This is a genomic window from Pelomonas nitida (assembly GCF_043555975.1).
Taxonomy (GTDB): domain Bacteria; phylum Pseudomonadota; class Gammaproteobacteria; order Burkholderiales; family Burkholderiaceae_C; genus Pelomonas; species Pelomonas nitida.
On sequence record NZ_JBIGIA010000007.1, the window covers coordinates 121,861 to 142,728 of the forward strand.

18 protein-coding genes are annotated in these 20,868 nt (G+C 68.0%); 13 read left to right on the forward strand and 5 right to left on the reverse strand.

The window, feature by feature from the left end; all coding sequences use genetic code 11:
* Positions 1 to 166: 166 nt before the first annotated feature.
* The 3 genes from ACG00X_RS10925 (at position 167) to ACG00X_RS10935 (ending at position 3,916) form a co-directional block, all read left to right on the forward strand.
* Positions 167 to 2,434 (forward strand): TonB-dependent receptor, encoded by a 2,268-nt coding sequence (locus ACG00X_RS10925; RefSeq protein ID WP_394488189.1) that lies wholly within the window; start codon positions 167 to 169, stop codon positions 2,432 to 2,434.
* Positions 2,435 to 2,545: 111 nt separating this feature from the next.
* Positions 2,546 to 3,214, forward strand: a complete 669-nt coding sequence (gene pyrE, locus ACG00X_RS10930) for an orotate phosphoribosyltransferase (RefSeq protein WP_394488190.1) — start codon at positions 2,546 to 2,548, stop codon at positions 3,212 to 3,214.
* A 6-nt stretch (positions 3,215 to 3,220) separates the two neighbouring features.
* The gene (locus ACG00X_RS10935) at positions 3,221 to 3,916 is read left to right on the forward strand and encodes a hypothetical protein (RefSeq protein WP_394488191.1); all 696 of its coding nucleotides are present in this window, start codon (positions 3,221 to 3,223) and stop codon (positions 3,914 to 3,916) included.
* Positions 3,917 to 3,985: 69 nt separating this feature from the next.
* On the opposite strand, the gene gatB is transcribed toward ACG00X_RS10935, so the two are convergent.
* The 3 genes from gatB to gatC are packed head-to-tail and all read right to left on the reverse strand — an operon-like array spanning position 3,986 to position 7,219.
* Complete coding sequence (gatB, locus tag ACG00X_RS10940) at positions 3,986 to 5,434, reverse strand: Asp-tRNA(Asn)/Glu-tRNA(Gln) amidotransferase subunit GatB (protein WP_394488192.1); 1,449 nt, start codon at positions 5,432 to 5,434, stop codon at positions 3,986 to 3,988.
* 1 nt (position 5,435) lies between these two features.
* On the reverse strand, positions 5,436 to 6,923 hold the full coding sequence (gene gatA / locus ACG00X_RS10945; RefSeq protein ID WP_394488193.1) for an Asp-tRNA(Asn)/Glu-tRNA(Gln) amidotransferase subunit GatA: 1,488 nt from the start codon (positions 6,921 to 6,923) through the stop codon (positions 5,436 to 5,438).
* Positions 6,920 to 7,219 (reverse strand): Asp-tRNA(Asn)/Glu-tRNA(Gln) amidotransferase subunit GatC, encoded by a 300-nt coding sequence (gatC, locus tag ACG00X_RS10950; protein ID WP_394488194.1) that lies wholly within the window; start codon positions 7,217 to 7,219, stop codon positions 6,920 to 6,922. The genes gatA and gatC overlap by 4 nt, the downstream gene beginning before the upstream one ends.
* A gap of 208 nt (positions 7,220 to 7,427) precedes the next feature.
* Between gatC and ACG00X_RS10955 the strand changes: the two genes are divergently transcribed.
* The 5 genes from ACG00X_RS10955 to rodA all read left to right on the forward strand — a co-directional run bounded on the left by ACG00X_RS10955 (position 7,428) and on the right by rodA (position 13,626).
* Complete coding sequence (locus tag ACG00X_RS10955; RefSeq protein ID WP_056191483.1) at positions 7,428 to 8,471, forward strand: rod shape-determining protein; 1,044 nt, start codon at positions 7,428 to 7,430, stop codon at positions 8,469 to 8,471.
* A 249-nt stretch (positions 8,472 to 8,720) separates the two neighbouring features.
* Positions 8,721 to 9,707, forward strand: a complete 987-nt coding sequence (gene mreC / locus ACG00X_RS10960) for a rod shape-determining protein MreC (protein ID WP_394488196.1) — start codon at positions 8,721 to 8,723, stop codon at positions 9,705 to 9,707.
* Positions 9,704 to 10,225: a rod shape-determining protein MreD gene (mreD, locus tag ACG00X_RS10965; protein WP_394488197.1), complete on the forward strand. Its 522-nt coding sequence runs from the start codon at positions 9,704 to 9,706 to the stop codon at positions 10,223 to 10,225. The genes mreC and mreD overlap by 4 nt, the downstream gene beginning before the upstream one ends.
* 156 nt (positions 10,226 to 10,381) lie before the next feature.
* Positions 10,382 to 12,475 (forward strand): penicillin-binding protein 2, encoded by a 2,094-nt coding sequence (gene mrdA / locus ACG00X_RS10970; protein ID WP_394488198.1) that lies wholly within the window; start codon positions 10,382 to 10,384, stop codon positions 12,473 to 12,475.
* On the forward strand, positions 12,472 to 13,626 hold the full coding sequence (rodA, locus tag ACG00X_RS10975) for a rod shape-determining protein RodA (RefSeq protein ID WP_394488200.1): 1,155 nt from the start codon (positions 12,472 to 12,474) through the stop codon (positions 13,624 to 13,626). Before mrdA ends, rodA begins: the two co-directional genes overlap by 4 nt.
* Here rodA and ACG00X_RS10980 read toward each other — a convergent pair.
* Complete coding sequence (locus ACG00X_RS10980; protein ID WP_394488201.1) at positions 13,616 to 15,058, reverse strand: sensor histidine kinase; 1,443 nt, start codon at positions 15,056 to 15,058, stop codon at positions 13,616 to 13,618. The two genes, rodA and ACG00X_RS10980, sit on opposite strands and share 11 nt — an antisense overlap.
* A 101-nt stretch (positions 15,059 to 15,159) precedes the next feature.
* The gene (locus ACG00X_RS10985) at positions 15,160 to 15,831 is read right to left on the reverse strand and encodes a response regulator (protein ID WP_394488203.1); all 672 of its coding nucleotides are present in this window, start codon (positions 15,829 to 15,831) and stop codon (positions 15,160 to 15,162) included.
* 150 nt (positions 15,832 to 15,981) lie between these two features.
* On the opposite strand from ACG00X_RS10985, the gene recA reads away from it, so the two are divergent.
* The 5 genes from recA to ACG00X_RS11010 all read left to right on the forward strand — a co-directional run bounded on the left by recA (position 15,982) and on the right by ACG00X_RS11010 (position 20,861).
* Positions 15,982 to 17,019, forward strand: coding sequence for a recombinase RecA (gene recA, locus ACG00X_RS10990; protein WP_394488205.1), 1,038 nt, complete (start codon positions 15,982 to 15,984; stop codon positions 17,017 to 17,019).
* A gap of 10 nt (positions 17,020 to 17,029) precedes the next feature.
* Positions 17,030 to 17,599 carry a regulatory protein RecX gene (locus ACG00X_RS10995; RefSeq protein WP_394488207.1) on the forward strand — a complete coding sequence of 190 codons (570 nt, stop codon included), beginning with the start codon at positions 17,030 to 17,032 and terminating at the stop codon, positions 17,597 to 17,599.
* A 389-nt stretch (positions 17,600 to 17,988) separates the two neighbouring features.
* Positions 17,989 to 19,149, forward strand: a complete 1,161-nt coding sequence (gene sucC / locus ACG00X_RS11000; protein ID WP_394488209.1) for an ADP-forming succinate--CoA ligase subunit beta — start codon at positions 17,989 to 17,991, stop codon at positions 19,147 to 19,149.
* Positions 19,150 to 19,220: 71 nt separating this feature from the next.
* The gene (sucD, locus tag ACG00X_RS11005) at positions 19,221 to 20,114 is read left to right on the forward strand and encodes a succinate--CoA ligase subunit alpha (RefSeq protein WP_394488211.1); all 894 of its coding nucleotides are present in this window, start codon (positions 19,221 to 19,223) and stop codon (positions 20,112 to 20,114) included.
* Between the two features lie 60 nt (positions 20,115 to 20,174).
* Complete coding sequence (locus ACG00X_RS11010; RefSeq protein ID WP_394488213.1) at positions 20,175 to 20,861, forward strand: YjbE family putative metal transport protein; 687 nt, start codon at positions 20,175 to 20,177, stop codon at positions 20,859 to 20,861.
* The last annotated feature ends 7 nt before the right edge of the window (positions 20,862 to 20,868 follow it).

A 20,868-nucleotide genomic window follows, 5' to 3' on the forward strand; every position in this document is an offset into this window, starting at 1 on the left:
CAGGAAGCTGGGTTTTCCTCAGTATCGCAGTGCAGCAAACGTACAACAGACGCGGGTTGCCGGCAGGGTTGGCCGAGCGGACCGATCTTTACCATCCAGTAGCAATCAGCGGCATCCCCCTGCCGGCGTGTCTCCCGTTCGTCTACCCGCAACCCGAGGACTTTTCATGCCGATTCCCCGCATCTCGCCCACCCTGCTCGCGCTGGCGCTGAGCACGGCCTTCCCGACCGGCCTGGCCCTGGCGCAGGAGGCGCCGTCACCCGAGGCCAAGAAGGAGGTCAACCAGCTGCAGGCCGTCATCGTGACCGGCAGCCGCCGGGCCGAGAACCTGAAGGAGGTGCCGCTGTCGATCTCCGCGATCAAGTCGGAAGAGCTGGACACCTACAACGCCAGCGGCCAGGACATCCGCGCGCTGTCGGGCAAGGTGCCCAGCCTGAACATCGAGTCCGACTACGGCCGCACCTTCCCGCGCTTCTACGTGCGCGGCCTGGGCAACACCGACTTCGACATGAACGCCTCCCAGCCCGTGGGGCTGGTCTACGACGACGTCGTGCAGGAAAGCATCGCGCTCAAGGGCTTCCCGGTGTTCGACATGGCGCAGGTGGAGTTGCTGCGCGGCCCGCAGGGCACGCTCTTCGGCCGCAACTCGCCGGCCGGCGTCATGAAGTTCGACTCCGCCCGCCCGACCAAGCGGCTGGAGGGCTACGCCAACCTCGGCTTCGGCCGCTGGAGCGCGGTGAACCTGGAGACCGCCGTCAACGTGCCGGTCAACAGCGACCTGCAGCTGCGCGTGGCCGGCCTCGCGCAGCGCCAGAGCGACCGCGTGCACAACCCGCTGGCGGCCAGCGCCGGCGCGACCGCCGACCTCGAGGGCTACAACGACAAGGCGCTGCGCCTGCAGGCGCTCTACAAGAGCGGCCGTTTCGAAGGCCTCTTCAAGGTCCAGGCCCGCGACTACAAGGGCACGGCCACGACCTTCCGCGCCAACATCATCAAGAAGGGCAGCAACGACCTCGTCGACGGCTACGACGACGCCTACTACCCCACGGACGGCTACAACTCGCAGACGCTGAAGTCCGGCGAAGTCAGCGCGCGGCTGCGTTGGGACTTCGACGGCGTGTCGCTGTACTCCATCACCGCCCACGACCGCGCCAAGTTCTACAGCCGCGGCGACGTGGACGGCGGCTTCGGCGCGCCCTACGCCCCGCCGTCGGGCCCCGACTACGGCAGCCAGAAGGCCAACATCCCCTTCGACTCCCAGACCGCCGACGGCATCCCCTATCTGCGCCAGACGACGCAGGAATTCCGCCTGCAGTCCAACACCGGCGCGGCACTGCAGTGGATCGCCGGCCTCTACTACTTCAACGAGAAGCTGCAGGTGGACAGCTTCAACTACGACACCTTCGCCGCCGGCGATCCGCAGAACGGCTACGCCGTGCAGCACCAGGAAGCCAAGTCCTGGGCCGTGTTCGGCAACCTGAAGTACGCCGTCACACCCGACCTCAAGCTGACCGCCGGCCTGCGCTACACCGACGACAAGAAGGACTTCGACGCCTCACGCGTCAAGATGGGGACCTTCACCGCGCTGAACACCATCACCACCCACCCCAAGGCCACCAACTGGAGCTGGGACCTGGGCGCCAACTACAGCCTCGACAAGGCCACCAGCGTGTTCGCGCGCGTGGCCACCGGCTACCGGGCGCCGTCCATCCAGGGCCGCGTGCTGTTCGGCGACTCGATCTCGGTGGCGAACTCCGAGAAGGTGCTCTCCGTGGAGGCCGGCTTCAAGGCCGACCTGCTGGACAACACCGCGCGCATCAGCGGCACGGTGTTCAAGTACCGCGTGAAGGACATGCAGCTCACCGCCGGCTCCGGCGCCACCAACCAGAACCGTCTCGTCAACGCCGCCAAGGCGGAAGGCCAGGGTTTCGAGATCGATGCGCAGGCCATCATCGCGCGCGACTGGCGCACGACGCTGGGCTTCTCGTACAACGACACCGAGATCAAGGACGCCGGCCTGTTCGTCGCCCCCTGCGGCAATGGCTGCACGGTGCTCGACCCGGCCGGTCCGCTGGCCGGCACGGTCAGCATCAACGGCAATTCACTGCCGCGCGCGCCCAAGGTGGTGTGGAACTGGACGCTGAAGTACAGCACCGAGCTGGGCGCTGGCGAACTGACCGTGCTGACCGACTGGGCCTACAAGGACAAATACAACATGTTCCTGTACGAGGCGGCCGAGTACCGCGCCAAGTCGGCGCTGGAAGGCGGCCTGCGCGCGGGCTACGCCTGGAACAGCGGCAAGTACGAGGTGGCGGCCTACTCCCGCAACATCACCAACCACCGCCAGGTCATCGCGGCCATCGACTTCAACAACCTCACCGGCATCGTCAACGAGCCGCGCAGCTACGGCGTGCAGTTCAAGGCCTCGTTCTGAGCATTCGGGCCGGCTGCACGCCGGCCCTGCCCGAGACCAGCGTCAACACACCGCGGGCACGGCCGCCTTCTGGGGGTTCGGCTGGTTAGTTGCCCCCTAAAATCCAGGACCATGTCTGCCGCGCCTACCGACCTTCTCGCCCAGTCCTTTGTTGCGTTCGCCGTCGAGGCGGGTGTGCTGCGCTTCGGCGAGTTCAAGACCAAGGCCGGCCGGCTGAGCCCCTATTTCTTCAACGCCGGCCTGTTCGACGATGGCGCCAAGCTCGGCCGGCTCGCGGCCTTCTACGCGGAACGCCTGATCGCCTCCGGCCTGGCGTTCGACATGATCTTCGGCCCGGCCTACAAGGGCATCACGCTGGCCGCCGCCGTCGCCATGGAACTCGCCCGCCGCGGCCATAACGTCCCGTTCGCCTACAACCGCAAGGAAGCCAAGGACCACGGCGAAGGCGGCACGCTGGTGGGCGCGCCGGTGAAGGGCCGCGTGCTCATCATCGACGACGTCATCTCGGCCGGCACCTCGGTGCGCGAATCCATCCAGATGATCGAGGCCGCTGGCGCGACCCCCTGCGGCGTGTCCATTGCACTGGACCGTCAGGAAAAAGCAGCCGAAGGCGGCGTGGACAGCCCGCAGTCGGCCGTGCAGCAGGTGCAGCAGCGCTACGGCCTGCCGGTCGTGGCCATCGCCGGCCTCGCCGACCTGCTGGCCTATCTCGACGGCGCGCCCGAGCTCGCCGCCCACCGCCCGGCCGTACTGGCCTATCGTGAGCGCTATGGAGTCTGAACACCCGTGAAGCCTGCACTCCTCGTCACCGGACTGCTGTTGACCACCGCCTCCTGGGCCCAGGACGGGGCGCCGGCCAAGGGCATCTACAGCTGCACGACGGCCGATGGCCGCAGGCTGACCAGCGACCGCCCCATTGCCGAATGCGCCGCGCGCGAGCAGCGCATGCTCAACGCCGACGGCTCCCAGCGCGCCACGCTGCAGCCCTTCCTGAGCCCGGAGGAACGCGCCGCCAAGGACGCCGCCGAACGCCGCGCCGCCGCTGAACGCCTGGCGCAGCTGGACGCCGCGCGCCGCGACCGCACGCTGATGCTGCGCTACCCGAACGAAGCCGCCCACCAGCGTGCTCGCAGCGCCGCGCTGGACGACAGCAGCAAGGCCCTGCACCTGTCGGAGCGCCGCATCAAGGAACTCGGCGCCGACCGCAAGCCGCTGACCCAGGAGGCCGAGTTCTACAAGGGCAAGCCGCTGCCCGCGAAGCTGAAGCAGGCGCTGGACGCCAACGACGCCAGCGTCGAGGCCCAGCAGATGCTCATCGAGAACCAGAAGGCCGAGAGCGTGCGCATCAACGCGCGCTTCGACGCCGAGCTGGCACGGCTGCGCAAGCTGTGGGCCGGCGCGGCGCCGGGCTCCCTGCCACCGCTGGAAGAGCTGCCGCCCGCGCTCCCTACCCACACGCCCAAGCCGGGCGCCTCCAAGTAGCTTCAGGAAAACACGGGGCCAGCCCGGCCGACAACGGCGAGCGCGCGAGGCGCTCGCCGCACCCCGGCCTCAACCCAGCTTCTTCTTCAGCAGCTCGTTGACCAGCGCCGGGTTGGCCTTGCCCTTGGTCGCCTTCATCGCCTGGCCGACCAGCGCGTTGAACGCCTTGTCCTTGCCGGCGCGGAACTCGTCGACCGACTTCTGGTTGGCCGCCAGCACCTCGTCGAGGATGGCCTCGATGGCGCCGGTGTCGCTGACCTGCTTCAGGCCCTTGGCGTCGATGACGGCGTCCACGTTCGTGGCTTCGCCGGTCCACAGCACCTCGAACACCTGCTTGGCGGCGTTGTTGGAGATCATGCCATCGGAGATGCGGCCGATCAGCTTCGCCAGCAGCTCGGGGCCGACCGGCGCGGCGTCGATCTCGCCACCGTCGGCGTTGAGCCGCTTGCTGATCTCGCCCATGACCCAGTTGGACACCAGCTTCGGGCTAGCACCGGCGCCCTTGGCGGCCTCGTAGTAGCGCGCCGTCGCCAGGCTCTGCGTCATCATCGTCGCGTCGTACTCGGGCAGGCCATCAACCTCGATGAAGCGCGCGGCCATCACGGCCGGCAGCTCGGGCATCTCGCCCTTCACGCGCTCCACCCAGTCCGCGCCGATGACCAGCGGCGGCAGGTCGGGGTCGGGGAAGTAGCGGTAGTCGGCCGAGTCTTCCTTGCTGCGCATCGCCCGGGTCTCGCCGGTGTCCGGGTTGTACAAGACCGTGGCCTGCTGGATCTTGCGGCCGTCCTCGATCTCGTCGATCTGCCAGTTGACCTCGTAGTTCACCGCGTCGACGAGGAAGCGGAAGCTGTTGAGGTTCTTGATCTCGCGGCGCGTGCCGAAGGGCTCGCCGGGCTTGCGCACCGACACGTTGACGTCGCAGCGGAACGAGCCTTCCTGCATGTTGCCGTCGCAGATGCCCAGCCACATGACCAGCGCATGCAGCGTCTTGGCGTACTCGGCGGCCTCGGCGCCCGAGCGCATGTCGGGCTCGGAGACGATCTCCAGCAGCGGCGTGCCGGCGCGGTTCAGGTCGATGCCCGACTGGCCGTGATAGTCCTCATGCAGGCTCTTGCCCGCGTCTTCCTCGAGGTGGGCACGGGTCAGGTTGACCTTGTGCTTCACGTCGCCGACGAAGAACTCCACCGCGCCGCCCTGCACCACCGGGATCTCGAACTGGCTGATCTGGTAGCCCTTGGGCAGGTCGGGGTAGAAGTAGTTCTTGCGCGCGAAGATGGACAGCGGCGCCACCTTGGCACCGACCGCCAGGCCGAAGCGGATGGCGCGCTCGACGGCCGCGCGGTTCAGCACCGGCAGCGTGCCGGGCAGCGCCAAATCCACCGGCGAGGCCTGCGTATTGGGCGCGGCGCCGAAGGCGGTCGAGCTGCCGCTGAAGATCTTGCTCTGCGTGGAGAGCTGGACGTGGTTTTCGAGGCCGATGACGACCTCGTAGCCGCGGATGAGCTTGGAAGTGGGCATATCAGAATCCTGAGGGCGCGGCGCGATGCCAGTCGGTGGCTTGCTGCAACGCGTGCGCGGTGTGCAGCAGCTGCCCTTCCTTGAAGTAGTTGCCAATCAGTTGCAGGCCCACGGGCATGCCGCCGTCGCCGGTGCCCACCGGCACGCTCATGCCGGGCAGGCCGGCCAGCGAGCCGGGCAGCGTGAAGATGTCGGCCAGGTAGGCCTGGGTCGGGTTGTCCTTGCCCTCGCCATGCTTCCAGGCGACGGTGGGCGCCACCGGGCCGGCGATGACGTCGCACTGCGTGAAGCACTGCTGGAAGTCGTCCGCGATCATGCGGCGCAGCTTCTGCGCCTGCAGGTAGTAGGCGTCGTAGTAGCCGTGGCTCAGCACATAGCTGCCGATCATGATGCGGCGCTTCACCTCGGGGCCGAAGCCCTCGGCGCGCGTCTTCTTGTACATGTCCAGCAGGTCGTCGTACTGGGCCGCGCGATGACCGAACTTGACGCCGTCGAAGCGGCTCAGGTTCGAGCTCGCCTCGGCCGGGGCAATGATGTAGTAGACGGGAATCGCCAGCTCGGTGCGCGGCAGGCTGACGTCCACCAGCGTCGCGCCCAGCTTCTCCAGCTCGGCGAGACCGGCGCGCACGGCGGCGTTCACGTCGGCCGACAAACCTGCCGGGAAGAACTCCTTGGGCAGGCCGACGCGCAGCCCCGCCAGCGGCTTGCCCGCTGCAGCGCCCTCGCGGGCCGCCAGCATCTGGGCATGAAAGTCCTGCGGCGGCTGCTGCACGCTGGTCGCGTCGCGCTCGTCGAAGCCGCTCATGGCCGACAGCAGCAGCGCGCAGTCCTCGGCCGAGCGGGCCATCGGGCCGGCCTGATCCAGGCTGGACGCGAAGGCGATCATCCCGTAGCGCGAGCAGACGCCGTAGGTCGGCTTGATGCCGGTGATGCCGGTGAAGCTGGCCGGCTGGCGGATCGAGCCGCCGGTGTCGGTGCCGGTCGTGCCGGGCACCAGGCGCGCCGCCACGGCGACGGCCGAGCCGCCCGACGAGCCGCCCGGCACGCGGGAGGTGTCCCACGGGTTGTGGGCCGGGCCGAAGGCGCTGTTCTCGTTGGCCGAGCCCATCGCGAACTCGTCGCAGTTGAGCTTGCCGACGCTGACCGTGCCGGCTGCGTTCAGGCGGGCGACGACGGTAGCGTCGAAGGGGCTGCGGTAGCCGGCCAGGATCTTGGAGCCCGCCGTCGTCGGCATGTCGGCCGTGACGTAGACGTCCTTGTGCGCGATGGGCACCCCGGCCAGCGGCCCGGCGTTGCCGGCGGCAAGCTGGGCGTCGGCCGCGTCGGCACGGGCTAGCGCACCGTCGGCATCGACGTGCAGGAAGGCGCCGAGGCCGGCGTGAGCGGCAATGCGATCCAGCGCGGCCTGCGTGGCCTCGCGGCTGGACAGGGCACGGCTCTTCAGGGCGGCGGCCAGCTCGGCCACGCCCATGTCGTGAACGGGCTTCATTCGATGACCTTGGGAACGAGGAAGAGGCCGTCCTCGACGGCCGGGGCGCTGCGCTGGTTCAGCTCGCGCTGGTTGCTCTCGGTGACGACGTCGTCGCGCAGGCGCAGCTGCACCTGCTGGATGGCCGACAGCGGCGTGTACAGCGGCTCGATGCCGGCCGTGTCCACCGCGCTCATCTGGTCGACGATCTTGAAGAAGTCGTTCAGGTTGCCAAGCAGGCCGGCGGACTCGGCCGGTTGCAGCTCCAACCGGGCCAGGTTGGCGATGCGGCTCACGTCGTCAGGGGTGAGGCTCATGGGGAGTTTTTAGGTGTAAGGATTGAGCCGAAAACCTATTGCGCCAGGGCTCAAAACAGGGGTGATCGGGTATTATCGCCGCCCATCTTCCAAGCCTTTGAGGCTGCCCGCTTCGCGATGAATTTCAGCGAGGCCCCGGCGGCCTCATTGCTTATCTGGCCCCCGATTTCAAGCCGCGCCCTGCCGGCGAGGCTCCCCGCGTCACACCATGTTCGCCTCCCTGCGCCGCTACTTCTCCACCGACCTGGCCATCGACCTCGGCACCGCCAACACCCTGATCTACGTGCGCGGCAAGGGCATCGTCCTCGACGAGCCTTCGGTGGTGTCCATCCGCCACGAGGGCGGCCCCAACGGCAAGAAGACCATCCAGGCCGTCGGCCGCGAAGCCAAGGCCATGCTGGGCAAGGTGCCCGGCAACATCGAAGCCATCCGCCCGATGAAGGACGGCGTCATCGCCGACTTCACCGTCACCGAGCAGATGCTCAAGCAGTTCATCAAGATGGTCCACGACTCGAAGACGTTCAAGCCGTCGCCGAGGATCATCATCTGCGTGCCCTGCGGTTCCACCCAGGTCGAGCGCCGCGCCATCCGTGAATCGGCGCTGGGTGCGGGCGCCAGCGAGGTCTACCTGATCGAGGAACCGATGGCCGCCGCCATCGGTGCCGGCCTGCCGGTGGCCGAGGCGTCGGGCTCCATGGTCGTCGACATCGGCGGCGGCACGACGGAAGTCGGCGTGATCTCGCTGGGCGGCATGGTCTACAAGGGCTCGGTCCGCGTCGGCGGCGACAAGTTCGACGAAGCCATCATCAACTACATCCGTCGCAACTACGGCATGTTGATCGGCGAGCCCACGGCCGAAGCCATCAAGAAGAACATCGGTTCCGCCTTCCCGGGCTCCGAGGTCAAGGAGATGGAAGTCAAGGGCCGCAACCTGTCCGAAGGCGTGCCGCGCAGCTTCACGATCTCGTCCAACGAGATCCTGGAAGCCCTGACCGACCCGCTCAACCAGATCGTCTCCGCCGTGAAGAACGCGCTGGAGCAGACGCCCCCGGAACTGGGCGCCGACATCGCCGAGCGCGGCATGATGCTGACCGGCGGCGGCGCGCTGCTGCGCGACCTGGACCGCCTGCTGGGCGAGGAAACCGGCCTGCCGGTGCTGGTGGCCGAGGACCCGCTGACCTGCGTGGTGCGCGGCTGCGGCATGGCGCTGGAGCGCATGGAGCGCCTGGGCTCCATCTTCACGTCCGAGTGACATGGAACCCCTCGTCCAGCCGCACACCGCTGACCGCGGTGCGTCTGGCCGGTCCCCCTGGGGGACGGCGATGCTCTCGGCATTGAGCCGCGAGCACATCGCCAAACCGGGCCGGCTCGGCGAACTGGAGTCGGACTCAAGCAGTCCCTGCGGACTGCTTGTGCCTACGACAGGCCATGGGCCTCTGGCCCATGGCAGCCCAGCGCTCGGCCCGCGAGCCGACTGACAGCGACGCGCCTTCCGTACAAGATGCCTCTCGGCACCCTCGACCGCTCTCCGCCGCCGTTCTTCCGCCAGGGCCCGTCGGCGCTGACCAGGCTCGCGCTGTGTTCGGCGCTGGCCCTGGTGCTGATGGTGGCCGACGCCCGATTCAAGCTCGTCCAGCCGGCCCGTGCGGCGCTGGCGCTGGTGCTGCAGCCGGTGCAGCGCCTGCTGCTGGCGCCGGTGGACGCGTGGGAAACAGCCGGCGACTACCTGCGCGGCACCAAGCGCGCGATGGCAGCGGAAGACCTGGCCCGCCGCCAGCTGGTGGAGCAGGCCGAGCGACTGTCGCGCGCCGAGGCCCTGCAGGCCGAGAACACGCGCCTGCGCAAGCTGCTGGAGCTGCAGCCCGCACTGGCCGTGCCGTCGCATGCCGCCGAGGTGCTGTTCGAGGCGCCGGACCCGTTCTCGCGCCGCGTCGTCATCGACCGCGGCTCCGCGCAGGGCGTCGTGGCCGGCTCACCGGTCATCAACGAGGCCGGCGTGCTGGGCCAGGTGACGCGCGTGTACCCGCTGTCGGCCGAGGTCACGCTGCTGAACGACAAGGACGCGGCCATCCCGCTGCTGAACGCCCGCACGCAGATGCGCAACGCGGCCGCGGGCCGCGCCGACGGGTCCGGCATGGAGCTGCGCTTCCTGGCCGCCAATGCCGATGTGAAGGAAGGCGACCTGATGACCACATCGGGGCTGGACGGCATCTACCCGCCGGGCCTGCCGGTCGCCAAGGTCAGCCGTGTCGAGCGGCGCGGTGACTCCAGCTTCGCGCAGGTGCAGTTGCAGCCCATCGCCCAGCCGGACAGCGCCCGCCATGTGCTGGTGCTGCAGCCGCTGGACCGGCACCTCGCCGCGCGCAAGGAGGCCGACGCCGCCAACGCCGCCGAAGCCAAGGCCGCCGCGCGGGCCTTGAAGAAAGAAGAGCGCGCGGCGAAAGCCGCCGAGCGGGCCGCACAGAAAGCCTCGGGGGCCACACCATGATCATGCCGCGCGCTGCGGAGCGGCTGCTGCTGCCCGCCAACCCCTGGTTCATCGCGTTCACGCTCGTCGCCGCGCTGATGATCGACATGGTGCCGGTCGGCCGCGTGGCCGCCATGCCGGATGTGCTGGCCGTCGTGCTCGTATTCTGGGGCGTGCACCAGCCGCGCCGGGTGGGCGTGTTGTGGGCCTTCGTCTTCGGGCTGCTCGTCGACGTGCACGACGGCGCCCTGCTGGGCCAGCATGCGCTGGCCTACAGCGGGCTGAGCTTCTGCGCCATCATGCTGCACCGCCGGCTGCCGTGGTTCTCGCTGAGGGCGCAGTCCGTGCAGGTGCTGCCGCTGTTCTTCGCGGCGCATGCGCTGGCTCTGGTGGTGCGCATGATCGTCGGCGGCATGTGGCCGGGCTGGACCGTGCTGCTGGCGCCCGTGATCGAGTCCGCGCTGTGGCCTCTGGCCAGCGTGGTGCTGCTCGCGCCACAGCGGCGTGCGCCGGACCGCGACGCCCACCGGCCGCTGTGATGTATTCGCCCCTCGTCCAACCTCGCCGCGCTGAACGCGGGCGAGTCTGGCCGGTCCCCCAAGGGGACGAGGCTGTTCGCGGCATTGAGCCGCGAACAGCCTCAGTCGGGCCGGCTTGGGGCGGCCCGGCGCTCGGCCCGGGATATCGCTACTGACATGGTCGTCCTCAAGAACCTCCGCCAGGAGCTGTCCCGCTTCCGGCTGCGCGTGCTGGCGGCAGGCGCCTTCGTGCTGTTCTGCTTCGGTCTGCTCATCGCGCGGCTGGTGTGGCTGCAACTCATCCAGTACGACAGCTTCGCGGAGCGGGCCGAGTCCAACCGCATCGCGGTCGTGCCCATCGTGCCCAACCGCGGCCTCATCAAGGACCGCAACGGCGTCGTGCTGGCCAGCAACTACTCGGCCTACACGCTGGAAATCAACCCCGAGAAGGTGGCCGACCTGGACGGCACCATCGAGGCGCTGGGCCAGGTCATCGACATCCAGCTGCGCGACAAGCGCCGCTTCAAGCGCCTGCTGGAAGAGGCCAAGCACACCGACTCCCTGCCCATCCGCACCAAGCTGACCGACGAGGAAGTGGCCCGCTTCACGGCGCAGCGCTTCCGCTTCCCCGGCGTGGAGATCAAGGCCCGGCTGTTTCGCTCCTACCCACTCGGCGAAGTGGGCGCCCACCTGATCGGCTACATCGGCCGCATCAACCAGGCCGAGAAGAAGGGCATGGAAGAGTGGGAAGAGGAAGACCTCGCCAACTACCGCGGCACCGAGTACATCGGCAAGCTCGGCCTGGAGCAGGCTTATGAGCGCGAACTGCACGGCAGCACCGGCTTCGAGCAGGTCGAGACCAGCGCCGGCGGCCGCGCCGTGCGCCGGCTCGACCACAGGCCGCCCACGCCCGGCAACACGCTGAACCTGTCCATCGACATCAAGCTGCAGGCGCTGGTGGAACAGCTGTTCGGTGACCGGCGCGGCGCGCTCGTCGCCATCGACCCGCGCAACGGCGAGGTGCTGGCCTTCGTGTCCAAGCCCACGTTCGACCCCAACCTCTTTGTCGACGGCATCGACGCCGACAGCTGGCGCGAGCTGAACGAAGACATCGACAAGCCGCTGCTGAACCGCGCGCTGCGCGGCACCTACCCGCCGGGCTCCACCTTCAAGCCGCTGATGGCCATGGCCGCGCTCAACACCGGCAAGCGCTCGCCCAGCACGGTCATCATGGACACGCTCACCTACAGCTTCGGGGGCCACAACTACGGCAGCCCGGAGACCGACCGCGCCGGCCCCAAGGACATGCGGCTGGCCATCGTGTCGTCCTCCAACGTCTACTTCTACAGCCTGGCCAACGAGATGGGCGTGGACCTCATCCACGACCAGCTCCAGCCCTTCGGCCTGGGCCGCAAGACGGACATCGACCTGCTGGGCGAGGTGACGGGCGTGCTGCCCTCGCAGGCCTGGAAGCGCGAGTACTTCCGCAAGAACCCGGCGAACCAGAAATGGTTTGCCGGCGAGACCATCTCGCTGGGCATCGGCCAGGGCTACAACAACTTCACGATGCTGCAGATGGCCACGGCCTACTCGGCCATCGCGTCCGGCGGCCAGCGCTTCAAGCCGCGGCTGGTGCGCGAGATCGAGGACGTGGTCAAGCACGAGCAGCGCCGCATCGCCAGCGATGCACTGCCGCCGCTGCCGCTCAAGCCCGCCGACGTGGCCGTCATCCAGAACGCGATGAACGGCGTGACGCTGGAGGGCACGTCGCGCCAGGTCTTCATGGGGGCGAGTTACCAGAGCGGTGGCAAGACCGGCACGGCCCAGGCCATCGGCCTGAAGGCCGGCGAGAAGTACAGCAGCATCAAGGCCGACGAGCGCAAGCGCGACCACTCGCTGTACGTCGGCTTCGCGCCGGTGGACCACCCGACCGTGGCGCTGGCGCTGATCGTCGAAAACGCGGGCTGGGGCTCGTCGTCGGCCGCGCCCATCGCGCGCCGTGTGTTCGACTACCTGCTGGCGGGCCTCTACCCCAGCGAGGAAGACATCGCCAAGACCCAGCTGGGCCAGACCTTCGCGCCCATCGGCACGCCGCGCAAAGCCGCTGACGTGCCGCTGCCGGGCCAGGCCGGCGCACCGGCGTCGGCGGCGTCCGGGGCCTCGGCCCCCGCTTCAGGAGCCTCGCAAGGAAACGCCGGGCCGTCCCAAATTTCCTTCACCCCCCCGGGGGGCGGGCCGGCTGCAAGTCGGCCCAGGGGGCACACAGAATGACCGTCATCGAACGCCCGCCGCTGCTGCGCCGCCTGCGCCCCTGGCTGCGCGGCTTCGACATCCCCCTGCTGCTGGCCATCCTGTGGCTGTGCGTCTGGGGCCTGCTGTCCATGTACTCGGCCGGCTATGACAACGGCACGCGCTTCCCCGACCACGCGCGCAACATGCTGCTGGCGCTGACGCTGATGTTCATCGTTGCCCAGGTGCCGCCGCAGAAGCTGATGGCCATCGCCATCCCGCTCTACGCCTTCGGCGTGGCCCTGCTGCTGGCGACGGCGCTGTTCGGCGTCACGAAGAAGGGCGCGACGCGCTGGCTCAACATCGGCATCACGCAGATCCAGCCCTCCGAGCTGCTCAAGCTCGCCACGCCGCTGATGCTGGCCTGGTGGTTCCAGAAGCGCGAGGGCATCCTGCGCTGGCCCGACTTCATCGCCGCGTTCGGCCTGCTGCTGCTGCCCTTCCTGCTGATCGCCAAGCAGCCGGACCTCGGCACCGGCATCCTGGTGCTGGCGGCCGGGCTGTACGTGATCTTCTTCGCCGGCCTGCCCTGGAAGCTGATCGTGCCGGCGTTGGTGCTGGGCGCGGCGGCGGCCACGACGCTGGTGCTCAGCGAAGACAAGATCTGCGAGCCCGATCTGAAATGGCCCGTGCTGAAGGAATACCAGAAGCACCGCGTCTGCACGCTGCTGGACCCCAGCAAAGACCCGCTGGGCAAGGGCTTCCACATCATCCAGGGCGAGATCGCCATCGGGTCCGGCGGCCTGACCGGCAAGGGCTTCATGCAGGGCACGCAGACGCATCTGGAGTTCATCCCGGAACGCACCACCGACTTCATCTTTGCGGCCTTCGGCGAGGAGTTCGGCTTCGCCGGCGCACTCGCGCTGCTGGCCGGGTTCACGGCGCTGATCCTGCGCGGGCTGATGATCGCCTCGGAAGCACCGACGCTGTTCACCCGGCTGATGGCCGGCGCCGTGACGCTCTCCTTCTTCACCTATGTGTTCGTCAACATGGGCATGGTCAGCGGCATCCTGCCCGTCGTGGGCGTGCCGCTGCCCTTCATCAGCTACGGTGGCACGGCGATGGTGACGCTGGGGCTGAGCCTCGGCCTGCTGATGTCGATCGCGCGGGTGCGCAAGCTCGTCAAGACGTAGCAGCGACCGCCGCAAAGCGGATCGTGAACCGCGCGCCGGGCCCCTGCCCATCCGGCGATTCGCCACCGGCCGCGCGGCGCACGCGCGTGTCGTCCAGGATCAGCTCGGCGTCATGCTGCTGGACGATCTCGCGGACGATGGCCAGCCCCAGCCCCGAGCCCTCCACGCCGCTGCCCAGCGACCGGTAGAACGGCTGGAACACCTTCTCGCGCTCGGCCGGCGCAATGCCCGGCCCGGTGTCCTCCACCTGCAGCACCACCACCTGGCCGAACGGGTCTTCGACGATGCGCACCGTCACGAGCCCACCGGCCGGCGTGTAGAGCAGCGCGTTGTCGACCAGGTTGCGGATCAGCTCGCCGATGAGTACCGGCTGCCCCGACACGCGCAAGCGGCAGTCCTCGGGCAGCGCGCCGTCGTAGCCCAGGTCGATGCGTCGCTCCAGCGCGCGCGGCACGAAATCGCGCACCGTGTCGACCGCGATCTCCGCCAGGTTGACCGGCTCGCGCCGCAGCGCCTGCTCGTCATCCTCGGCGCGCGCCATGGCCAGCAACTGGTTGACCATGTGGGCGGCCCGCTCGCTGGCCCGCGCGACCTGCGCCAGCGAACGCTTCAACTCGTCGGGCGATGCCCGGCCGGCATCGATCTCGCGCTGGATCAGCTCCGCCTGCGTGCGCAACCCGGCCAGCGGCGTCTTCAGCTGATGCGCGGCGTCGGCCAGGAAATGCTTCTGGCGGCTCATCGACGAGTCCAGCCGCGCCAGCAAATCATTGATTGCCTGCACGAGCGGCGCCACCTCGTCCGGCACGCGCTGCTCATCGATGGGCGACAGATCGGAGCTGTCACGGGAGCGGATGCGCCGCTGCAACTCGTTCAGCGGCGAGATGCCGCGCGCTAGCGCCAGCCACACCAGCAGCACCGCCAGCGGCAGGATGACGAACTGCGGCAGGATGACGCCCTTGATGATCTCGTTGGTCAGTCGCGTGCGCTTGCCCAGCGTCTCGGCCACCTGCACCAGCAAGGTCCTCGACGCGCCCGTCTGGCCAGCCGTCTCCGGCGTCACCCACAGATAGGCCACGCGCACGGACTCCGCGCCCACCTCGTCATCACGGAAGTGCAGCTCCCAAGGCACCACCGGCGCATCGTCCGTCGGCAGCGGCAGCGCCGCGTCACCGCTGAGCAGCTCGCCGCGCCCCCCCAGCACTTGGTAGAACACCGTGTCGGTCGCGTCCACGCGCAGCAGCGCGGCGGCCTCGGGGGCGAGCGCGTAGCGGTCCCGGCCCTTGGCGGGCGCCTCGGTTGCCGACGCCTGCTGCCCCAGGCTGCGGGCCATTTCGCCCAGCTCGCGGTCATACGGTCTACCCGCGATGCCCTGCGCCACCAGCCACGTCAGCGCCACGCTGATCGGCCAGATCAGCAGCAGCGGCGCGAGCATCCAATCGAGGATCTCGCCAAACAGCGAGCCTTGTTGCCGGCCGGAACCTTCCGCACCCGGCATCTACGCAGGCCGCCGCGCGCCGCCACCGGCCACGCCGTTCATGACGCGATCTTCTCCAGGCAGTAGCCCAGCCCGCGCACGGTCGCGATGCGGATCGGCCCCTGCTCGATCTTCTTGCGCAGCCGGTGGATGTAGACCTCGATCGCGTTGTTCGAGACCTCTTCGCCCCATTCGCACAACCGCTCGACGAGCTGGTCCTTGCTGACCAGGCGCCCCGCGCGCTGCAGCAACACCTCCAGCAGCGACAGCTCGCGCGCCGACAACTCCAGCATCTGCTCGTTGATGTAGGCCACGCGGCCGGTGGCGTCGAAGGTCAACGGCCCATGCTTGATGACGCTGCTGGCCGTGCCCAGGCCGCGCCGGGTCAATGCACGCACACGGGCCTCCAGCTCCTGTAGCGAGAACGGCTTGGCCATGTAGTCGTCGGCCCCCAGGTCCAGGCCCTTCACGCGCTGCTCCACACTGTCGGCCGCCGTCAGGATCAAGACCGGCATCGTCGCCCCGCGCCCGCGCAACTTGCGCAGCACCTCCAGGCCATGCAGCCGTGGCAGGCCGAGGTCGAGGATGACCAGATCGAACTCGTGTGTCGCCAGCGCGGTGTCCGCCTCGGTGCCCGAGCTGACGCGGTCCACCGCGTAACCCGAGGCGCGCAGCGCCCGCAACAACCCATCGGCCAGCACTTGGTCGTCTTCGGCAATCAGGATGCGCATGTTCTTCTGTCTCCTGCACAGATGTTATGTGGTGACGAGGTGGCTCACGCCATGAGCCACCCATCCCCTAGCATTCATCAACGCTGGGGACGAACCACTGTACAAACATACAGATTGCCCCATAATTCCGACATCGCACTGGAGAAACACATGGACGCCCCCGTCAAAACCCTGAACACCGAAAAAGCCAAGGCCCTGCAAGCCGCCCTCGCCCAGATCGAGAAGCAGTTCGGCAAGGGCTCCATCATGCGTCTCGGTGAAGGTGAGGTCATCGAGGACATCCAGGTCGTCTCCACCGGCTCGCTGGGCCTGGACATCGCGCTGGGCGTCGGCGGCCTGCCGCGCGGTCGCGTCGTCGAGATCTACGGCCCCGAGTCCTCCGGCAAGACGACGCTCACGCTGCAAGTCATCGCCGAGATGCAGAAGATGGCGGGCACCTGCGCCTTCATCGACGCCGAACACGCGCTCGACGTGCAGTACGCGCAGAAGCTCGGCGTCAACCTGAGCGACCTGCTGATCAGCCAGCCCGACACCGGCGAGCAGGCCCTCGAAATCGTCGATGCGCTCGTGCGCTCCGGCTCGGTGGACCTCATCGTCGTCGACTCCGTCGCCGCGCTGACCCCCAAGGCCGAAATCGAAGGCGAAATGGGCGACAGCCTGCCCGGCCTGCAAGCCCGCCTGATGAGCCAGGCGCTGCGCAAGCTGACGGCCACGATCAAGAAGACCAATTGCATGGTCATCTTCATCAACCAGATTCGCATGAAGATCGGCGTCATGTTCGGCTCGCCCGAAACGACCACCGGCGGCAATGCGCTGAAGTTCTACGCCTCCGTGCGGCTGGACATCCGCCGCATCGGCTCCATCAAGAAGGGCGAAGAAGTCATCGGCTCCGAGACCAAGGTCAAGGTCGTCAAGAACAAGGTCAGCCCGCCGTTCAAAACCGCCGAATTCGACATCCTCTACGGCGAAGGCATCAGCCGCGAGGGCGAGATCGTCGACATGGGCGTCGTCGCCAAGATCGTCGAGAAATCCGGCTCCTGGTACGCCTACCAGGGCGAGAAGATCGGTCAGGGCAAGGACAACGCCCGCGAGTTCCTGCGCGAGAACCCCGATCTGGCCCGCGAGATCGAAAACAAGATCCGCGAGTCCCTGGGCGTGGCGCAGCTGAGTGCACCGGCCGAGGAATGATCGCGACCAGATGCATCGCATGGCGCGGCAGGCGCTGTCCCTGAAGGCGCGGGCCATCGGGTTGCTGGCCCAGCGGGAGCACAGCCGCGCCGAGTTGCGACGCAAGCTGCTGCGCATCGAGGCGCAACAGCGCGCCCAACGCCCGCTCAACGGCACCGCCGCGCGCCATGACGATGGTGAGCCTTCTCGCACCCGCATCGCGCCGCCAGCCGACGACGACATCGAAGCCGACGCGGCTGGCGGCCCCGATGCCGCCGCCGCCGTGGACGCGCTGCTGGATTCGCTGGCCGCCAGTGGCTACCTGGACGAAGCACGCTTTGTCGAATCCCGTCTGCACATCCGCGCCTCGCGCTTCGGCGCGCAGCGGATTCAGCAGGAACTGGCCCAACACGGCCTGAAGCTGGACGCCGAACAGCAGGCCACGCTGCGGGCCACCGAGCTGGAGCGGGCCCGAGAAGTCCGGCTGAAGCGATTCGGCACGGAGCCGCCCGCAGACGCCGAGGCGCGCGCCCGGCAGATGCGCTTTCTGCTGGCACGCGGCTTTTCCGCCGAGGTGGTGCGCCGACTGCTCAGGGGCTGAGCCGCGCTTCTCAGCGCGAACAAAGGGTAATTTCCCCCTCCGTGCTACATTGCCGACTGCCGCCCGAACGGCGGTTCACCCGGTTACAAGCCTCCAGCTCCTGGGCAACGTCGCCCTGAGAGCCGGTCAAACCGCTGTCCCGGCATCGGCCGGGTTGCTTCGCCTGCATCCGCTTCATGCCCCCCGTCGTCCACCTGTCCCTCCTGCGCCGCCCTTCGCACTGCCGCGCCGCCGATGGGCAGTTGTTCCTGCACGACGTTGCCGGCAGCACCGAGCGGGCCCCGCATCAGCGCAACGACCGCCTCTCCCTCCGGTTCCAATCCCCTCGGCCGCTGCCCGCAGCGTCCGCGTCGATCGCTTTCTGACTTCCCGACCCGAAAGACCCAGCCATGAAAATTCACGAATACCAGGGCAAAGAAATCCTGCGCCAGTTCGGCGTTCCCGTGCCGCGCGGCATCCCGGCCTTCACCGTGCAGGAAGCCGTTGAAGCAGCCCAGAAGCTGGGCGGCCCGGTCTGGGTCGTGAAGGCGCAGATCCACGCCGGTGGCCGTGGCAAGGGTGGTGGCGTCAAGGTCGCCAAGACCATCGAGGACGTGAAGGCCAAGGCCGAAGGCATCCTGGGCATGCAGCTGGTGACGCACCAGACCGGCCCCGAAGGCCAGAAGGTTCGCCGCCTCTACATCGAAGACGGCGCCGACATCAAGAATGAGCTCTACGTCTCGCTGGTCACCGACCGCGGCACGCAGAAGGTTGCGTTCATCGCCTCCAGCGAAGGCGGCATGGACATCGAAGAAGTGGCCCACAGCACGCCCGAGAAGATCATCACCGAGATGATCGACCCGCTGACCGGCCTGACCGAAGCCCAGTCGCGCAAGATCGCCGGCGCCATCGGCCTGACCGGCGGCTCCGTCGACCAGGCGGTCGACATCTTCGCCAAGCTCTACAAGTGCTACATGGAGACCGACGCGTCGCTGGTTGAGATCAACCCGCTGAACTGCGACTCCAAGGGCAACCTGATGGCGCTGGACGCGAAGTTCAACTTCGACGCCAACGCGCTGTTCCGCCACCCCGAAATCGTCGCCTATCGCGACCTCGACGAAGAAGATCCGGCCGAGATCGAAGCCTCGAAGTTCGACCTGGCCTACATCAGCCTGGACGGCAACATCGGCTGCCTGGTGAACGGCGCCGGTCTGGCCATGGCCACGATGGACACCATCAAGCTGTTCGGCGGCGAGCCGGCCAACTTCCTGGACGTCGGCGGCGGCGCCACGGCCGAGAAGGTCACCGAGGCCTTCAAGATCATGCTGAAGAACAAGGCCGTCAAGGGCATCCTGGTCAACATCTTCGGCGGCATCATGAAGTGCGACACCATCGCCGAAGGCGTGATCACCGCCTGCAAGGCCGTGAACCTGTCCGTGCCGCTGGTCGTGCGCATGAAGGGCACCAACGAAGAACTGGGCAAGAAGATGCTGGCCGAATCCGGCCTGCCCATCATCGCCGCCGACACGATGGCCGAAGCGGCCACCAAGATCGTCGCCGCCGTAGCTTAAAGACCTTGCGGGACAGACCGCCCGAGCGTACTCGCGAGTAGCTCTGTCCCCAACTGACTAGGAACAGACCCATGTCCATCTACATCAACAAAGACACCAAGGTCATCACCCAGGGCATCACCGGCAAGACCGGCCAGTTCCACACCCTGGGCTGCCAGGCCTATGCCAACGGCAAGAACGCCTTTGTCGCAGGCGTGAACCCCAAGAAGGCCGGCGAGAAGTTCTCCGAGATTCCCATCTACGCGACCGTCAAGGAAGCCGCCGGCCAGACCGGCGCCACCGTGTCCGTCATCTACGTGCCGCCCGCCGGCGCTGCCGCCGCCATCTGGGAAGCCGTCGAGGCCGACCTGGACCTGGCCATCTGCATCACGGAAGGCATTCCCGTCCGTGACATGCTGGAAGTGCGCAACAAGATGAAGGCCAAGGAAGCCGCTGGCGGCAAGCGCACGCTGCTGCTGGGCCCCAACTGCCCGGGCCTGATCACGCCGGAAGAAATCAAGATCGGCATCATGCCCGGCCACATCCACCGCAAGGGTCGTGTCGGCGTGGTCTCGCGCTCCGGCACGCTGACGTACGAAGCCGTGGCTCAGCTGACCGAACTGGGCATCGGCCAGTCGTCGGCCGTCGGCATCGGTGGCGACCCGATCAACGGCCTGAAGCACATCGACGTGATGAAGGCCTTCAACGATGACCCGGACACCGACGCCGTCATCATGATCGGCGAGATCGGCGGCCCGGACGAGGCGGAAGCCGCGCGCTGGTGCAAGGCCAACATGAAGAAGCCCATCGTCGGCTTCATCGCTGGTGTCACCGCCCCTCCGGGCAAGCGCATGGGCCACGCCGGCGCGCTGATCTCCGGCGGTGCCGACACGGCCGATGCCAAGCTCGCCATCATGGAAGAGTGCGGCTTCACGATCACGCGCAACCCGTCTGAAATGGGCAAGCTGCTCAAGGGCCTGCTGTAATCCGGGCCTAGCCCAAGCACAAGCCGCCGGCTCATCCGGCGGCTTTTTCATTTCCAGCCCATGGAACATCTCGACGCCGCCTTCTTCTTCGCCCTGCTGAAAATCATCTGGGCCGACATCCTGCTGTCTGGGGACAACGCGGTGGTGATCGCGCTGGCCACCCGCCGGCTGCCGCCCAAGCAGCAGCGCCAAGCCATCGTGGGAGGCGCTGCTGCGGCCATCCTGATGCGAGTGCTGCTGGCGCTGTTTGCGATCCAGCTGCTCCAACTGCCTTTTCTGAAACTCGTCGGCGCCGCGATGCTGGTCTGGATCGGCGTGAAGCTGATGAATCAGGCCGACGAGGACGCCGAGGTCGGCGAAGTCCATGGTCTGTGGGCCGCGATACGCACCATCCTGCTGGCCGACCTGGCCATGAGCCTGGACAACGTCGTGGCCATCGCGGCGGCGGCGAGTGCGGCCGCCGCGCCCATGCGGCCGGTGCTGCTGCTGATCGGGTTGGGGCTGTCGATTCCGCTCATCGTCTTCGGCAGCACGCTGCTCCTGAAACTGATGCAGCGCTTCCCGGCCATCATCACCCTGGGCGCCGCCCTGCTCGGGTTCGTGGCGGGGGAGATGGCGATCACCGACAGCGCGCTGGAAAGCTGGTTCGCCACCAACCTGCACGACCTGGGCTACACCGTGGGCATTGCGGGCGCCATTCTCGTGGTGGCACTTGGCCTGATGCGCTCGCGCCGCGCTGCCACCTAAGATCGCC

What these genes read in the sequence shown, in the direction of transcription:
- mreD (WP_394488197.1), top strand. Translation starts at nt 9,704, where the DNA reads ATGATCATGCCGCGCGCTGCGGAGCGGCTGCTGCTGCCCGCCAACCCC.
- pyrE (WP_394488190.1), top strand. Translation starts at nt 2,546, where the DNA reads ATGTCTGCCGCGCCTACCGACCTTCTCGCCCAGTCCTTTGTTGCGTTC.
- gatA (WP_394488193.1), bottom strand. Translation starts at nt 6,923, where the DNA reads ATGAAGCCCGTTCACGACATGGGCGTGGCCGAGCTGGCCGCCGCCCTG.
- gatC (WP_394488194.1), bottom strand. Translation starts at nt 7,219, where the DNA reads ATGAGCCTCACCCCTGACGACGTGAGCCGCATCGCCAACCTGGCCCGG.
- ACG00X_RS10995 (WP_394488207.1), top strand. Translation starts at nt 17,030, where the DNA reads ATGCATCGCATGGCGCGGCAGGCGCTGTCCCTGAAGGCGCGGGCCATC.
- sucC (WP_394488209.1), top strand. Translation starts at nt 17,989, where the DNA reads ATGAAAATTCACGAATACCAGGGCAAAGAAATCCTGCGCCAGTTCGGC.
- ACG00X_RS10985 (WP_394488203.1), bottom strand. Translation starts at nt 15,831, where the DNA reads ATGCGCATCCTGATTGCCGAAGACGACCAAGTGCTGGCCGATGGGTTG.
- ACG00X_RS10925 (WP_394488189.1), top strand. Translation starts at nt 167, where the DNA reads ATGCCGATTCCCCGCATCTCGCCCACCCTGCTCGCGCTGGCGCTGAGC.
- ACG00X_RS10980 (WP_394488201.1), bottom strand. Translation starts at nt 15,058, where the DNA reads ATGCTCGCGCCGCTGCTGCTGATCTGGCCGATCAGCGTGGCGCTGACG.
- sucD (WP_394488211.1), top strand. Translation starts at nt 19,221, where the DNA reads ATGTCCATCTACATCAACAAAGACACCAAGGTCATCACCCAGGGCATC.
- ACG00X_RS10955 (WP_056191483.1), top strand. Translation starts at nt 7,428, where the DNA reads ATGTTCGCCTCCCTGCGCCGCTACTTCTCCACCGACCTGGCCATCGAC.
- recA (WP_394488205.1), top strand. Translation starts at nt 15,982, where the DNA reads ATGGACGCCCCCGTCAAAACCCTGAACACCGAAAAAGCCAAGGCCCTG.
- ACG00X_RS11010 (WP_394488213.1), top strand. Translation starts at nt 20,175, where the DNA reads ATGGAACATCTCGACGCCGCCTTCTTCTTCGCCCTGCTGAAAATCATC.
- mrdA (WP_394488198.1), top strand. Translation starts at nt 10,382, where the DNA reads ATGGTCGTCCTCAAGAACCTCCGCCAGGAGCTGTCCCGCTTCCGGCTG.
- gatB (WP_394488192.1), bottom strand. Translation starts at nt 5,434, where the DNA reads ATGCCCACTTCCAAGCTCATCCGCGGCTACGAGGTCGTCATCGGCCTC.
- mreC (WP_394488196.1), top strand. Translation starts at nt 8,721, where the DNA reads ATGCCTCTCGGCACCCTCGACCGCTCTCCGCCGCCGTTCTTCCGCCAG.
- rodA (WP_394488200.1), top strand. Translation starts at nt 12,472, where the DNA reads ATGACCGTCATCGAACGCCCGCCGCTGCTGCGCCGCCTGCGCCCCTGG.